We start from the raw sequence: 14,426 nt of genomic DNA on the forward strand, positions 1-14,426 counted from the left end.
CTGTTCGGGCCGTGCTGCCCGGACCGCGGGACCGTCCGGGCTGTCTGGAGCTGTCTGAGCTGTCACTTCCTCAACGCACCGGACATCGCGCGCGTTCCCGGGCCGCCCCGGCACAGACGCTACCTCCCGGCCGGGCCCCCGTCCCATGGGGGCCGCACCCGGGGTGCCGGTATCGTTGCTGGCGGTCGGCTGCTTCGTAGACTTCCCCGTATCCCGGGGCGCGACGCATTCGTATGAACGCACAAGCGGTGCTCGTGGTGCCGCTCGTGCCGCCGGCCGCGAAGAACGCACCCCCGAGAAAGGGCTCATCGTGGCCGCCAAGCCCGTGGCCAAGCGCCTCGTCGTGCTGGTCTCCGGATCCGGCACCAACCTCCAGGCGCTGCTCGACGAGATCGCCGCCGTCGGATCCGAGGCGTACGGCGCCGAGATCGTGGCCGTGGGCGCCGACCGCGAGGGCATCGAGGGGCTCGCCCGGGCCGAGCGCGCCGGGCTGCCGACCTTCGTCCGCAAGGTGAGGGACCACGCCACCCGCGAGGAGTGGGACGCCGCGCTCGCCGAGGCCGTCGCCGCGTACGAGCCCGACCTCGTGGTCTCCGCCGGTTTCATGAAGATCGTGGGCAAGGAGTTCCTGGCGCGCTTCGGCGGCCGGTTCATCAACACCCACCCCGCCCTGCTGCCCAGTTTTCCCGGCGCCCACGGCGTCCGTGACGCCCTCGCGTACGGAGCCAGGGTCACCGGCTGCACCGTCCACTTCGTCGACGACGGCGTCGACACCGGGCCGATCATCGCTCAGGGCGTGGTCGAGATCCGGGACGAGGACGACGAGAGCGCTCTGCACGAGCGCATCAAGGAAGTCGAGCGAAGGCTGCTCGTCGAGGTCGTGGGGCGGATCGCCCGCAACGGCTATCGCATTGAGGGACGAAAGGTAGTTATCCAGTGACCGCCGAGAGCAACAAGCGGGCCATTCGACGGGCGCTCGTCAGCGTCTACGACAAGACCGGTCTGGAAGACCTCGCGCGCGGCCTGCACGAGGCGGGTGTCGAGCTCGTCTCCACCGGCTCCACGGCCGCGAAGATCGCCGCGGCCGGGGTCCCCGTGACCAAGGTCGAGGAGCTCACCGGCTTCCCCGAGTGCCTGGACGGCCGGGTGAAGACGCTGCACCCGCGCGTGCACGCCGGCATCCTCGCCGACCTGCGGCTGGACAGCCACCGCGAGCAGCTGGCCGAGCTGGGTGTCGAGCCGTTCGACCTGGTCGTCGTCAACCTCTACCCGTTCCGCGAGACCGTGGCGTCCGGGGCGTCGCCCGACGAGTGCGTCGAGCAGATCGACATCGGCGGCCCGTCGATGGTGCGCGCGGCCGCCAAGAACCACCCGTCGGTCGCCGTCGTCACCAGCCCCGACCGGTACGCCGACGTCCTCGGCGCCGTCCGCGACGGCGGCTTCGACCTGGCCACCCGCAAGCGGCTCGCGGCCGAGGCGTTCCAGCACACGGCGGCCTACGACGTGGCCGTGGCGAGCTGGTTCGCGTCCTCCTACGCCCCCGTGGACGAGTCGCAGTTCCCCGACTTCCTCGGCGCCACCTGGGAGCGGGAGAACACCCTCCGCTACGGCGAGAACCCGCACCAGCCGGCCGCGCTGTACGTCGACGGCACCGGCAGCGGCCTGGCCAAGGCCGAGCAGCTGCACGGCAAGGAGATGTCGTACAACAACTACACCGACACGGACGCCGCGCGCCGTGCCGCGTACGACCACGCCGAGCCCTGCGTCGCGATCATCAAGCACGCCAACCCGTGCGGCATCGCGATCGGCGCGGACGTCGCCGAGGCGCACCGCAAGGCCCACGCCTGCGACCCGCTGTCGGCGTTCGGCGGTGTGATCGCCGTGAACCGGCCGGTCAGCAAGGAGATGGCCGAGCAGGTCGCCGAGATCTTCACCGAGGTCATCGTCGCGCCGGACTACGAGGAGGGCGCCCTCGAGGCCCTCGCCAAGAAGAAGAACATCCGCGTGCTGCGCTGCCCCGAGCGCCCCGGCAACCCGGTCGAGGTCAAGCCCATCGACGGCGGCGCCCTCCTCCAGGTCACCGACCGTCTGCAGGCCGAGGGCGACGACCCGGCGCACTGGACCCTGGCGACGGGCGAGGCGCTCTCCGCCGAGGAGCTGGCCGAGCTCGCGTTCGCCTGGAAGGCGTGCCGGGCCGTGAAGTCCAACGCCATCCTGCTCGCCAAGGACGGCGCGTCGGTCGGCGTCGGCATGGGCCAGGTCAACCGTGTCGACTCCGCGAAGCTGGCGGTGGAGCGGGCCGGTGCCGAGCGCGCCCAGGGCTCGTACGCCGCGTCCGACGCGTTCTTCCCCTTCCCGGACGGCCTGGAGATCCTTATCGAGGCCGGCGTGAAGGCCGTGGTCCAGCCCGGCGGTTCGGTCCGTGACGAGCTGGTCGTGGAGGCCGCGAAGAAGGCGGGCGTCACGATGTACTTCACCGGGACGCGTCACTTCTTCCACTGACGGGTCCGTCCGCCCGGCCACCGCTACGGTCGGCCGGGCGGACGGAGTCAGTCCTACTTGTCCACCTCGTACTGCCCGGTCTCCAGGAAGTACCGCAGTTCCTCCGGCGTGCCGTCGATGACCTTCTCCGCGGCCGCGCGGAGCGCGTCGCTGATGTCCGGGTCGGCCAGCAGCCGGGCGACGGCGACGCGGTCGTCCTCGGCCTGGGCGAGCCGGTAGCCGCTGTCGAGCCAGGTGCGCAGCTTCTCCGGGGTGGGTGCGTCGAGGAGGGCGTAGATCTCCTGCTTGACGCGCTTTCCGGCGTAGGGCTTGCCGAGGATGGTGAAGAGGGCGACCTTGTCGTCCTCGTACTGGGCGAGGCGGTAGCCGGTCTCGAGCCAGGTGCGGAGCTTTTCGGGGGTGGGTGCGTCGAGGAGGGCGTAGATCTCCTGCTTGACGCGCTTTCCGGCGTAGGGCTTGCCGAGGATGGTGAAGAGGGCGACCTTGTCGTCCTCGTACTGCGCGAGGCGGTAGCCGGTCCTGAGGAATTCGCGCATGTCGTCCACGGTGCCGGCGAGGGCCTCGTTCGCCTCCCGCTCGACGCCCCTGCCGGAGTCCGGGTCGGCCAGGATGGCGGCGATGGCGGCGCGCAGTTCCTCCTCCGACATCTCGTCCACCGGCGTGCCGGGGTCGTCCGTGGCGGCCGCCGCCGTGACGGCGGACGACGGCGCCGCGTCGGCGGCGAAGGCCGGGGCGGACGCGAGGAGCGCCGGGGCGAGAGCGCTTGCCACGAGGGCCAGGGCGATGCGGTTCGTTCTCACAGGTCGACCTTCCGTGCGGGAGACAGGGACCGCGGCTCGACGACGAAGCACGGCACACCGGACGCGGGAGAACGCGTGCCTCTCCCCAACCCCCGTGCGCCACAAGCCGCTTGACCATCCTGCCGGAAGGCACTGACAAGAACGGGTGGACAACCGGGCAGTGTTGAACGGGTGTTCATTGCCGGGCGGTGACGCCGGGGCCCGGAGACCGGACGGGAACGGCCGAGGGCCGGGCCGCACCGCCCGGCTGGCGGTGCGGCTCGGCCCTCGACTGCTGGTGCCTACGGCTCGTTCACGTCACGCCGACAGGTCAGCACTTGTAGTGCTTCACATCGGCGAAGAGACCCGCGTAGGTGAGGGAGAGTTCCACACAGCGCTTGTGATCCTTGGCGTACTGCCAGACGCGCTGGATCTTCTTGATCACCGTCAGGGACAGGCCCGCACACCCGACCGCGGCCACCGGGTTGACGAGCAGAGCACACGCCGCCGTCGAGGTGTCCGCGTACTGCACCTTGTTGTTCAGTGCCTTGACCTCGCCCTTTGTGAACTTGATGTAGATGTTCCACCCGAAGCTGACCTTGGGGTCGGCGACCACGGGGAAAGCGGTGTCGGCGCTGGTCTTCACCGTCTGGACGAGCGTGCCGCCTTCCAGGCGGTAGGTGGTCGGCACGGGACGTCCGTCGGCGTCCTTCGCCCACGGTGCGTCCACGGAACCCAGCACGGTCGTGCCTCGGTCCCCGGACCTGGTGATCAGGTAACCGCCATCGCCGTCAGGCGTGAGCGAAGAGCCGGACGGGAGATCGAGGTCGAAACGGTACTCGTCGGATGCGGTGCTGTCCTTCAGCGTGACAAGTGCGCGTGCGCCGCCGTCGTCGGTCGGCTGCACCGCCAGATCTGCGGACTTGGCGGCGTCCTGATAGACGATCGTGCCCGCTCCGGTCCTGACGCCGTCGACCTTCTTCGTCTGCGGCAGGTGGATCCGGAACCGGGCGCCGGTGCCTGTGGTGGCCTCCACGTAGCCGCGGGAGTCGCCCGGTGCTGTCACCGTCACCGAGCCCGCGTCCGTCGCGGTGACGGCTCGGGCCGCACTGCCGGTGGCTGCGGTCGACGGGGCCAAGTCCTGCGTCCCGGTGGCCCGTTCCACCAGGGAGGCGGCCCTGGCCACCTCGGTGCCCGTCGGATCGGCCAGGGCCGGGGATGCCGTGGCCAGCAGGGCGGCAGCCGTGAGAACGGATGTGCCGGCCAGAACGCCCGTGCGGAAAGTGCGCGGCGTGAACGTATTCAAGTGTGGTCTCCCGTTTTACGGGGGAGGGTCGTGCGCGCCCGCCCCCGAAGAAAAGCGTCGACGGCCTGGTCAGAGCCGTCGGCCGCGCGCTGGTCGACTGCGCGGCAGACCCGAGTCAATCATTGGCCAAGGCAATACGGCAAGTGACAGGGTGCGTGCGGGGAGTCGTGGCCTTAGGTCACCGCAAGGCCGACTGGCCTGGGGCCCCTCGAACGAAGGGGCCCCAGGCCAGTCGGGTGTGCGTGATCGCGGGGCGGCCTAGTACCGCGGCCGGCCGAACCACTCCGTACCGCTGCGCACCACCGGCGCCGCCGTGATGATGGCGCCGAAGACGACCCAGAGCAGCGGGAAGATGACGGCCGTCGCCATGCCCGAGTCGATGCCGACGAACAGGAAGATGAGGCCGAGGATCGTGCCCAGCGCCCCGTAGATCACCGTGGTGATCCTGATGCCCTGGCCGCCCTTGCTGAACTTGACGCCGAGGGTGATGGACAGCGCCGCGAGACCGAGGGCGATGAGCGCGATGAACAGAAGGGCGCCGGTGGCGATGTCGCCGCCGTCGCTGATCGCGCTGAACGGGTCGTCGGAAGACGAGCTCAGCTCGTCCGCGGCGTCGGAGACGTCGTTGGCGATGGCCGCGACGTAGAGCCAGGCGAGACCGGCGAGGATCTGGACGGCCGAGATGATGAACAGGAAGACGCGCGCGGTGACGAGCAGGCCGGGCATCGACTGGGGCACCATCTGATTGCCACCCGGGTAGCCAGGGTATGCCGGCTGCTGCGGATAGCCGTAGCCCTGCTGGGGCGGGACTCCGGGCGGCGCCTGCTGCGGGTAGCCGTAACCGGGAGTGGCGGGCGGCTGCTGCGGCGGCGGGCCGTAAGGGTTGTTCGGGTCGCCGAAACTCATGGCGGTCTTTCCTCCGTTGTCCGAGTGCGGGGACGCGCGGCACGGTGCGGAGGAGATGTGACTGATGCGGTTCGTCCCCCCGGTACTGCCCGCGGCACTGCAGTCACATCGTTCTTTAGACGACTCTTACTTGTCCAGCCGCATTCCCTATGTGTTGTGCAAGTGCAACATCGCTGATCATGGACGCATACGCCCGGAGATGCGCCGGAGGCCCCGCGCGGGACCCGGATTGGAAGACTGGGGGCGTCATCAAGGAGGATGGGGGGCATGACCGCCCAGATTCTCGATGGCAAGGCCACCGCAGCCGCGATCAAGTCCGACCTGACCGCCCGCGTGGCGGCGCTGAAGGAGAAGGGCGTCACGCCCGGCCTCGGCACCATCCTCGTCGGGGACGACCCCGGCAGCCAGAAGTACGTCGCCGGCAAGCACCGCGACTGCGCGCAGGTCGGCATCGCCTCCATCCAGCGTGAACTGCCCGCCACCGCCTCGCAGGAGGAGATCGAGGCGGTCGTCCGCGAGCTCAACGAGGACCCGGCCTGCACCGGCTACATCGTGCAGCTCCCGCTGCCCAAGGGCATCGACGAGAACCGCATCCTGGAGCTGATGGACCCGGACAAGGACGCCGACGGCCTGCACCCGATGAACCTGGGCCGTCTCGTCCTCAACGAGCCCGCCCCGCTGCCCTGCACCCCCAACGGCGTCCTCACCCTGCTCCGCCGCTACGGCGTGGAGATCAAGGGCGCCGAGGTCGTGGTCGTCGGCCGCGGTGTCACCATCGGCCGCCCGATGCCGCTGCTGCTGACCCGCCGTAGCGAGAACGCGACCGTCACCCAGTGCCACACCGGGACGCGGGACCTGTCGTCGCACCTCAAGCGCGCGGACATCATCGTCGCCGCCGCGGGCTCCGCCCACCTGATCCGCCCCGAGGACGTCAAGCCCGGCGCGGCCGTCCTCGACGTCGGCGTCTCGCGCAGCGCCGAGGGCAAGATCGTGGGCGACGTCCACCCCGGAGTCGCCGAGGTGGCCGGCTGGATCTCCCCGAACCCCGGCGGTGTGGGCCCGATGACCCGGGCGCAGCTGCTGGTCAACGTGGTGGAGGCGGCGGAGCGCAGTGCCGGCTGAGCAGGGCGCCGACGGCGCGGACGACATCGAGGTCCGGGATCCGATCAGCGCGCCGGACGCGGACGGCACGCCCCGGCGGACCACCCGGCGCTTCCCCTTGTTCACCCGGGACACGGCCCGCCCGGAGGGCGGCGGCCGGGCGGCGCCCGGTGACGCGCCGGCCCCCGCCCGGCAGTGGCCGATCCTGCTCGTCTGCGGACTGGTCGCCGTGGGCCTGCTCATCACCGCGCTCGACGTGTTCCGGGCCGGCACGCTGCTCATCGGAAGCGCGCTGCTGGTCGGCGCGGTGCTGCGCTGGGTCCTGCCGAGCGTCGGCATGCTCGCCGTGCGCTCCCGCTTCACCGACATGGTGACGTACGGCGTGCTGGGGCTCGCGATCGTGCTGCTGGCGCTGATGGCCCAGCCGAAGCCACTGCTGACGGTCCCGTTCTTCAAGGACGCGTTGCACTTCACGGTCGACAACTGAGACCTCGCGTACGACGGCGGCCCGTCCCCTCCCCCGAAGAGGGACGGGCCGTCGTCGTATGTCAACCCTCGGGCACGGCGGAGTCGCTGTTCAACGCCTGTCCGCGCGCTGTGGCACGGAAGTGACCGTTCCGCTACGCCCCGCGCACCGGGAACCAAGGAACGCCGTCGTGTCGTCACCCGAACGAGTCCGTTCGGAGGTGAGCGATGGGTGCGTGGCAGCCGCTGCCCGAGGGTCTGCCGCCCGAGGTGCGGCACTTCGTGGAGCAGTTACGGCTGCTCAAGGACCGCACGGGCCTCAGCCTGGTCGCGCTGGGCGCGCGCACCGCGTACAGCAAGTCCTCCTGGCAGCGCTATCTCAACGCCACGCAGCCGCCGCCCCGGCAGGCCGTCGTCGCGCTGTGCCGGGTCGCCGGCACCGGGGCGGAGGAGGCCGAGCGCTTCGGGGTGCGCTGGGAGCTGGCGGTCAAGGTGTGGCCGAAGCAGCCGGCGCCCCCGGGGAAGCAGGAGGACGCCGGGCCTCCGCTCCAGGAGGCGCCCGCCGCCACCGGGCAAGATCCCGGCGACGGCTACGAGGACGACCCGACCCTCCCCTGGTGGGACGCGCCCCTGCCGGCCCGTCCGTCCCCGTCGCGGCGGCTGCTGACGGCGGCCGTGGTGCTCGCCGCCCTCCTGGCCCTGGCCGCGCTGATCGGCGCCCTCGCGTTCGGCTGAGCCGGACACCGGGGGGCCTCCGCGTGCTCCCGTGCCCGCCGGGGTGAGCGCTCGCGGGTGTGTCCGAAAACGCCGCGTGCGACCCGAGTGATCGTTCATGTGCGGTCCGTGTGTCGATGTGTTGACAAAATCGCGCATGTACGAGGAAGTCGTTCGACGGGCGGGCTAGCGTGTTCCCCTGGGACGGTCCGGGGCATCCCGAGGGACCGTCGGGGGGCGGCAAGGGCTTACTACCAGGGTTGCGTGGGCTGGCCGGGGAAGCCGGTGGAACACTGGACGCGACCAGACGGGCGTGCGACGGTGCATGCCACGGTCCCGATGCTCCCGTGCGCCCCCACCCCGGGAACTGAGATCCTTAGTGGGCGCATCCCTGTGGGTAGCCACACCGGGGACTCGGCGGAGGGCACCACGCGCGGGGGAATCGCGAGTAACACCAGCACCAACCGGGGGAAGAGGGGGGAGCATGCCTCGTTGGAAGGACTTGCCGGATGAGATGGATCCGCAGGTCAGAGAGTTCGCGAGCCAGTTGCGCAGGCTCGTGGACCGCAGTGGTCTGAGCATCGCCGCGCTCGCCGACCGCACCGGCTACAGCAAGACGTCCTGGGAGCGGTATCTGAACGGGCGGCTGCTCGCGCCCAAGGGCGCGATCGTGGCGCTCGCCGAGGTCACCGGGACCAACCCGGTGCACCTGACGACGATGTGGGAGCTGGCCGAGCGTGCCTGGAGCCGTTCGGAGATGCGCCACGACATGACCATGGAGGCCATCCGGATCTCCCAGGCCCGCGCGGCGCTGAGCGAGTTCGGCCCGCCGCCGGCAGGCGCCAAGGGCGCCACGAAGACGGGCAGGGCCGCCCGCCGGGGCGGGAGCGCCACGGCGACCCCCGGTGTGGCCGGTCCGGCCGGTGTGTCCCCAACGGTGCCGGTCCAGCCGTCCGCCCCCGACGTACCGGACTCCTCGGGCCGTCCGGGCCCGTCGCGGGACGCCGAGTCCTCCGGCGGCAACTCCTGGGGCGTGGCGGGCTATCGGGGCCCCGCGCCGACCGGCGCCGGACGTGCCCCGGCGGCACCCGGCGCGTCCCCGTACCCGCCCGGCGCCCCGGGGGAGTTCGGCGAGCCGCCGCAGGGACCCCGGGCCGACCGCCGGGCCCCCGCGGCCGCCGGCGCGGGCAAGCGGCGGGTGACGATGTTCCTCGCGGGCGTCGTCGGTGTGCTGGTCGTCATCGGCCTGGCCTTCTACCTCACCTCCAGCGGCAGCGGGACGAAGGACGACGAGGCCGCCCGGACGCCCTCGCCGAGCGCCACCACCGACCAGGACCTGCCGGCCGGGGTGAAGTGCAGCGGTGACTCCTGCACCGGCAAGGACGCCGAGGCGATGGGGTGCAGCGGCGACCTGGTGACCACCGCCAAGACCGCGACGGTCGGCACGGCCGTCGTCGAGGTGCGCTACAGCGAGACGTGCGGTGCCGCGTGGGGCCGGGTCACCCAGGCGTCGCAGGGCGCCGAGGTCTCGGTCGAGGTCGGCAAGGCCAAGGAGACCGGCTCGATCACGGCGACCGGCGACACGATCGCCTACACGCCGATGGTGGCCGTGAAGGACGCGGGCGAGGCCGTCGCCTGTGTGACCCTGCCCGCCGGACAGGACGGCTGCACGAAGTAGCGGGGCACCCGGCCCCGCCGGCTTCCCGGCCCCACCAGGGCCCGTGAAGAAATCCGGCGGGGCAGGAATGCGGGCCCGATTCCTGGGCACGCGAACCGGTACCCCCACGGGAGTCCGGCATCGGTACCCCCACCCGGCGGCCGCCAGGTCCCGCTCTCCCGGACCGGTGGCCGCCTCCCTTCTCCCCGCCCTGCGGCACTTCCACGCCATCCCGGTGACGCTGTGGGCCGGGCCACAGGGACCCGGCCGTGCGCGCTCCCGGATGCGCGATAGCCTGACCGGTGGATCTCTCGACGCCAAGAGATCGATCATCCTGACGTCCCGCACCCCGGGGCGGGGACGACCCACCGACAGCTGTCCTACGGAGAACGCCATGACCCGCACTCCCGTGAACGTCACCGTCACCGGCGCGGCCGGCCAGATCGGTTACGCCCTGCTCTTCCGCATCGCCTCCGGCCAGCTGCTCGGCGCCGACGTGCCGGTCAAGCTGCGCCTGCTGGAGATCACCCCGGCGCTCAAGGCCGCCGAGGGCACCGCGATGGAGCTCGACGACTGCGCGTTCCCGCTGCTCCAGGGCATCGACATCACCGACGACCCGAACGTCGCCTTCGACGGCGCCAACGTCGGTCTGCTCGTGGGCGCCCGCCCCCGCACCAAGGGCATGGAGCGCGGTGACCTCCTGGAGGCCAACGGCGGCATCTTCAAGCCGCAGGGCAAGGCCATCAACGACCACGCCGCGGACGACGTCAAGATCCTGGTCGTGGGCAACCCGGCGAACACCAACGCGCTCATCGCGCAGGCCGCCGCCCCGGACGTCCCGGCCGAGCGCTTCACCGCGATGACCCGCCTGGACCACAACCGCGCGCTGACCCAGCTCGCGAAGAAGACGGGCTCGACGGTCGCCGACATCAAGCGGCTCACCATCTGGGGCAACCACTCCGCCACCCAGTACCCGGACATCTTCCACGCCACCATCGCCGGCAAGAACGCCGCCGAGGTCGTCAACGACGAGAAGTGGCTGGCCGAGGACTTCATCCCGACCGTCGCCAAGCGCGGTGCCGCGATCATCGAGGCCCGCGGTGCCTCGTCGGCCGCCTCCGCCGCCAACGCCGCCATCGACCACGTGTACTCCTGGGTCAACGGCACGGACGAGGGCGACTGGGTCTCCATGGGCATCCCGTCGGACGGCTCCTACGGCGTCCCCGAGGGCCTCATCTCCTCCTTCCCGGTCACCGTGAAGGACGGCGCGTACGAGATCGTCCAGGGCCTGGAGATCAACGAGTTCTCCCGCGCCCGTATCGACGCCTCCGTCAAGGAGCTCGAGGAGGAGCGCGAGGCGGTCCGCGCCCTCGGCCTCATCTGACGGGTACGACCCCCACGCACCACCACCGGTCCCCGGGCGGCAGCGGCCGCCCGGGGACCGGTGTCGTGTGTGAGGCACCGGTGTCGGCTTCAGGTGACTGGTGTCACAGCAGTGTCCTATGCTGGTCGGCCTTGGCCTGGTCAACTCCCTTGCGCCATACCGCAGTTGATCCATGGCCAGGGCATCACAGACCGCAACGACTGGTTTCGCGTCGGGGGGACGATCCATGACCCAGCCGCAGCTCCCGCCCCAGCGGGCGCCGGAGCCGAGAACCGGGGAACGCCGTCCGGTCGATCCGGCCCGCAGCGACGCCTGCCGGCTGCTGTGCGCGGGGACGTATCTGCACGTCGGCTACCGGGACGCGGTGATCGACGAGCTGTATGTGCACCGCGAGCGGTTCGCCGCTCCCTCCTACGGTTTCGACGCGGCCCGGGTCCTCGCCCACGCCCTGCGTGCCCACCGGCAGGAGGTGGCCTGGGCGGCCGCCATGACCGGCCTGTGGGTGATCACCGCGGTCCTCACCAAGTGGCTGATCCTCATGGTGATCTTCCCGATCCTCCTGATCGCGCTGGGCCGCGGGCTCGGCGGCAGCCGCACCATCGACACGCAGTTCCCCCAGCAGTACGCCCTGGTCCGCCGCCTGGCGGCGTTCACCCTGCGCTGGTACGGGCGGATCACGCTGTTCGGCGCGTACGTCGTCCTCCTCCGGGTGCTGATCGCCGGTCAGGAGGAGGACACGTCCCGCGGGTACGCCTCCTCCGGCTCGTTCACCGATTCCGGCGCCGGCTTCCTCGAGCCGTCGGACACCGACGCCCTGGGCCCCCTCTTCGACCTGCTGTCGGGCGACGTCGCGGACCTCAACCGCTTCACCGCCGGGTGCCTGCTGGCCCTGCCGCTGCTGGTCGCCCTGCTCAGCGTGGGGCAGCGCGGTCAGTTCGCGCGCACCATCGCGGGCGAGCTGTCCAAGCAGCGCTTCCCGGACGTCGCCGGCGACCCGGCCGAGGCCGCGACCGCGCCGCGGTTCCGGGAACTGAGCCGCCGCATCCGCCAGGAGCAGCACGCGCCCCTGATCCTCTACGCGAAGTCCGATCCGTTCCGCGGCGCGGGCGTGCCGTTCGAACCGTGGTCCCTCTCGATCGAGCTGCGCCCCCGCGAGGCGGGTGACGCCCTCACCAAGCCCGCGGCGACGCCCACGCGCGCGGAGCCGATCGACAACGACACGGTCCTGAAGAAGATCAGGCCGCTGCTGGAGGAGCTGCGCGAGCCGTCGCCCCGCACCTCGCCGGAGGCGGCCGACGCCGTGCTCGACCGACTGCGGGAACTCGTCGTGGACGAGTGCGTGTTCCTGCCCGCGGAAGGGCTGCCGGGGCGGATGGCCTTCCCGTTCACGCCGGAGGCGTACGCGATGCACCGCGCCGACGCCGTCGAGGAGGGCGGCGAGCAGCGGCGGCACTTCCTGCGCGTCCGGGTCGGCGGCTGGGACGAGGAGATCGTCGTCACCGTGTTCGTCCGCGTCCACACCCAGGGCGGGATGCTGATGCTGGAGGTCGCGCCGCACGTACTGCCGCCGGTCAACCCGCTGTTCGCGTCCGCCGACAGGATGGCCCACGAGCATCTGCACCGGCGCGGTGCCGGCCGCTACCTCGTCGCGCTGCTGCGCGTCCCGGCCGCCACCGGCGACGCCCTGCGCATCCTGGTCCGCGCCGTCGCCCAGCAGTGGCGCCGGCTCACCGGAGTCCACGCGGACACGCTGCCGGACGGGCCGGGTGCCTCCGTACGGGAACTGGGCGCGGACGACCGGGCGACCCTCTTCCAGGAGATGGACGTCGCCCGCTATCTGAAGTCGATCCAGGACCGGATCGCGGGCGGGGTCCGCCAGGCGCTGTGGAACGCCGGGTACGACATCGCGGAGTTCGAGCAGAAGGTCACCAACGTGTTCAACAACAGCGGGACCTTCGTCGCCGGCTCCGTCCAGGGCAACGGGATCGCCATCGGCAAGGACAGCAAGGCCACCGTGGCGCCGGGCACACCGTCCGGGACCTCCCCGGCACGGTCCGGCGGCGCCTCGCAGTAGCAACGGATGCCGAAGCGGCATCGGACGACGGGAGGACGACATGAACCAGCCACCGGCGGGCGACGCCCAGGGCTCCGGCACGTACGTCGGGGGGTCCGTGACCGGCAACGGCATCGCGGTCGGCGCGGGAGCCAGCGCCAGCTACACGTCGACGTCGGCTCCGGCCGACGAGTCGTACCAGGTGCTGCTCCAGGCCGTCCGTGAGCTCGGCGAGGACCTGAAGCGATACCCGGTGACGCCGGAGACGGCGGAACTCTCCACGAGCCTGGAGGAGACCGAGCGGCAGGTGACCACCACCGGCGAGGCCCAGCCGGGCGTCCTCACCCGGCTCCGGACGGCCCTCGACGCGGCGGGCGGCGTCCTCGGCGCGATCACGTCCGCGACGGCCCTCGGCACGGCCGTGGCCGAACTCATCGGGAGCTGAACGATGGCGGGCGGGGGCGCCGGCGAGGTCCGGTGGAACAAGGAGACCCAGTCCTGGGAGCCGGTGGGCGCGGCGGACGGTCACCGCGCCCCGCCTCCGCCGCCCGAGGGTCCCGTGGCGCACCCCGGGACGGCCGCCGGAGCGGACGGCTCCGGCGGCGGGGCGCCGGGGGAGTGGCCGCCGCCGGCTCCGCCCGAGTGGCCGCAGCCGCCCCCCTCACCGCCGGGGGCGCCGGGCGGCCGGCGCGGTCAAGTGATCGTCGTCGCGGTCGTGGCGGCGGTCGCCGGTTCGGCGCTGGCGGCCTGGCTCGCGGTCCGCGGCCCGGGGGACGACGGCGACGACAAGGCGGGCGGCCCGCCGTCGAGCACGGCCGCCACCTCGGTGGACAGCCGGACACCACCCTCGGACCCCACGACCGGCGTGGACGAGCCGACCTACGGCGCGGCGTCCGAGTCACCCGACGTACCGGCCGGTCACCGCCTGGTCGAGGACCCCTCGGGCTTCACCACTGTGGTCCCCGAGGACTGGAGCCGCAGCGAGCGCGACGGCGGCGCCGTCGTCTTCTACACCGCGCCCGACAAGAGCGGCCTGCTGCAGATCTTCGAGGTGATCGAGCCGGGCTTCACCCCCGCCGAGGCCCTGGACGTCGCCGACGACAGCCTCTCCGGACAGCCGGGCTTCACCGAGATCAGCCGCGGGCCCGTCGCCGACGAGACCGACGCGAGCGAGCTCGTCTACGAGTACGACAGCAAGGACCTCGGCGAGCGGGTCAAGGCCGTCGACCGGGTGTTCCGGACGGACGACGGCCGTCTGTACGCCATGGTCGTCCGGGGCACGACGGACGACTGGCCCGCCACACAGGAGACCCTGCGGAACGCCAGGCAGGCCTTCACCCCGAGCTGAGGCGCCGCCGGAGCGGCCCGGTTCCTCTCACCTTCCCCGCGGCGACGGGTCCCTCGACCTCGACTTCGCTCGGGGTTTATGTCCGGTTATGGGCGGATCTTCAGTGACCCGGCGCACTTTCGTTCACCGATCGCGCATGTAAGCGAGGGGCGCGGGCAGGTGCACTCGGTCCCGTGAGTGACCCCTGTGTGACGCATGGGTTCGAGACAGG

Annotated in this window: 13 protein-coding genes; 10 read left to right on the forward strand and 3 right to left on the reverse strand. The window is 71.8% G+C overall.

Going from position 1 to position 14,426, the window contains the following annotated elements:
• Positions 1-310 precede the first annotated feature (310 nt).
• Positions 311-940: a phosphoribosylglycinamide formyltransferase gene (gene purN, locus F8R89_RS21605; protein ID WP_151785478.1), complete on the forward strand. Its 630-nt coding sequence runs from the start codon at positions 311-313 to the stop codon at positions 938-940.
• Positions 937-2,502 (forward strand): bifunctional phosphoribosylaminoimidazolecarboxamide formyltransferase/IMP cyclohydrolase, encoded by a 1,566-nt coding sequence (gene purH / locus F8R89_RS21610; RefSeq protein WP_151785479.1) that lies wholly within the window; start codon positions 937-939, stop codon positions 2,500-2,502. Before purN ends, purH begins: the two co-directional genes overlap by 4 nt.
• A 53-nt stretch (positions 2,503-2,555) precedes the next feature.
• On the opposite strand, the gene F8R89_RS21615 is transcribed toward purH, so the two are convergent.
• The 3 genes from F8R89_RS21615 to F8R89_RS21625 all read right to left on the reverse strand — a co-directional run bounded on the left by F8R89_RS21615 (position 2,556) and on the right by F8R89_RS21625 (position 5,493).
• A complete protein-coding gene (locus F8R89_RS21615; protein WP_151785480.1) occupies positions 2,556-3,302 on the reverse strand; it encodes an ALF repeat-containing protein in 747 nt (248 codons plus the stop codon).
• Positions 3,303-3,612: 310 nt separating this feature from the next.
• A complete protein-coding gene (locus F8R89_RS21620; protein WP_151785481.1) occupies positions 3,613-4,587 on the reverse strand; it encodes a hypothetical protein in 975 nt (324 codons plus the stop codon).
• Positions 4,588-4,845: 258 nt separating this feature from the next.
• Positions 4,846-5,493, reverse strand: coding sequence for a hypothetical protein (locus F8R89_RS21625; RefSeq protein WP_151785482.1), 648 nt, complete (start codon positions 5,491-5,493; stop codon positions 4,846-4,848).
• Between the two features lie 267 nt (positions 5,494-5,760).
• Between F8R89_RS21625 and F8R89_RS21630 the strand changes: the two genes are divergently transcribed.
• The 8 genes from F8R89_RS21630 to F8R89_RS21665 all read left to right on the forward strand — a co-directional run bounded on the left by F8R89_RS21630 (position 5,761) and on the right by F8R89_RS21665 (position 14,215).
• Positions 5,761-6,615, forward strand: coding sequence for a bifunctional methylenetetrahydrofolate dehydrogenase/methenyltetrahydrofolate cyclohydrolase (locus F8R89_RS21630; RefSeq protein WP_151785483.1), 855 nt, complete (start codon positions 5,761-5,763; stop codon positions 6,613-6,615).
• The gene (locus F8R89_RS21635; protein ID WP_151785484.1) at positions 6,605-7,081 is read left to right on the forward strand and encodes a DUF3017 domain-containing protein; all 477 of its coding nucleotides are present in this window, start codon (positions 6,605-6,607) and stop codon (positions 7,079-7,081) included. Before F8R89_RS21630 ends, F8R89_RS21635 begins: the two co-directional genes overlap by 11 nt.
• Positions 7,082-7,287: 206 nt before the next feature.
• Positions 7,288-7,794 carry a helix-turn-helix domain-containing protein gene (locus tag F8R89_RS21640; protein WP_151785485.1) on the forward strand — a complete coding sequence of 169 codons (507 nt, stop codon included), beginning with the start codon at positions 7,288-7,290 and terminating at the stop codon, positions 7,792-7,794.
• A 463-nt stretch (positions 7,795-8,257) separates the two neighbouring features.
• Positions 8,258-9,451, forward strand: a complete 1,194-nt coding sequence (locus tag F8R89_RS21645) for a helix-turn-helix domain-containing protein (protein ID WP_151785486.1) — start codon at positions 8,258-8,260, stop codon at positions 9,449-9,451.
• A gap of 373 nt (positions 9,452-9,824) precedes the next feature.
• On the forward strand, positions 9,825-10,814 hold the full coding sequence (locus F8R89_RS21650; RefSeq protein WP_151785487.1) for a malate dehydrogenase: 990 nt from the start codon (positions 9,825-9,827) through the stop codon (positions 10,812-10,814).
• Between the two features lie 226 nt (positions 10,815-11,040).
• Entirely contained in the window at positions 11,041-12,888 is a 1,848-nt protein-coding gene (locus F8R89_RS21655; RefSeq protein ID WP_151785488.1) for a hypothetical protein, read from the forward strand.
• Positions 12,889-12,928: 40 nt separating this feature from the next.
• Positions 12,929-13,312 (forward strand): hypothetical protein, encoded by a 384-nt coding sequence (locus tag F8R89_RS21660; RefSeq protein WP_151785489.1) that lies wholly within the window; start codon positions 12,929-12,931, stop codon positions 13,310-13,312.
• 3 nt (positions 13,313-13,315) lie between these two features.
• Entirely contained in the window at positions 13,316-14,215 is a 900-nt protein-coding gene (locus F8R89_RS21665) for a hypothetical protein (RefSeq protein WP_151785490.1), read from the forward strand.
• The last annotated feature ends 211 nt before the right edge of the window (positions 14,216-14,426 follow it).

It is taken from the genome of Streptomyces sp. SS1-1 (assembly GCF_008973465.1).
Classification (GTDB): domain Bacteria; phylum Actinomycetota; class Actinomycetes; order Streptomycetales; family Streptomycetaceae; genus Streptomyces.

What these genes read in the sequence shown, in the direction of transcription:
- F8R89_RS21650 (WP_151785487.1), top strand. Translation starts at nt 9,825, where the DNA reads ATGACCCGCACTCCCGTGAACGTCACCGTCACCGGCGCGGCCGGCCAG.
- F8R89_RS21630 (WP_151785483.1), top strand. Translation starts at nt 5,761, where the DNA reads ATGACCGCCCAGATTCTCGATGGCAAGGCCACCGCAGCCGCGATCAAG.
- F8R89_RS21625 (WP_151785482.1), bottom strand. Translation starts at nt 5,493, where the DNA reads ATGAGTTTCGGCGACCCGAACAACCCTTACGGCCCGCCGCCGCAGCAG.
- F8R89_RS21665 (WP_151785490.1), top strand. Translation starts at nt 13,316, where the DNA reads ATGGCGGGCGGGGGCGCCGGCGAGGTCCGGTGGAACAAGGAGACCCAG.
- F8R89_RS21640 (WP_151785485.1), top strand. Translation starts at nt 7,288, where the DNA reads ATGGGTGCGTGGCAGCCGCTGCCCGAGGGTCTGCCGCCCGAGGTGCGG.
- F8R89_RS21660 (WP_151785489.1), top strand. Translation starts at nt 12,929, where the DNA reads ATGAACCAGCCACCGGCGGGCGACGCCCAGGGCTCCGGCACGTACGTC.
- F8R89_RS21655 (WP_151785488.1), top strand. Translation starts at nt 11,041, where the DNA reads ATGACCCAGCCGCAGCTCCCGCCCCAGCGGGCGCCGGAGCCGAGAACC.
- F8R89_RS21645 (WP_151785486.1), top strand. Translation starts at nt 8,258, where the DNA reads ATGCCTCGTTGGAAGGACTTGCCGGATGAGATGGATCCGCAGGTCAGA.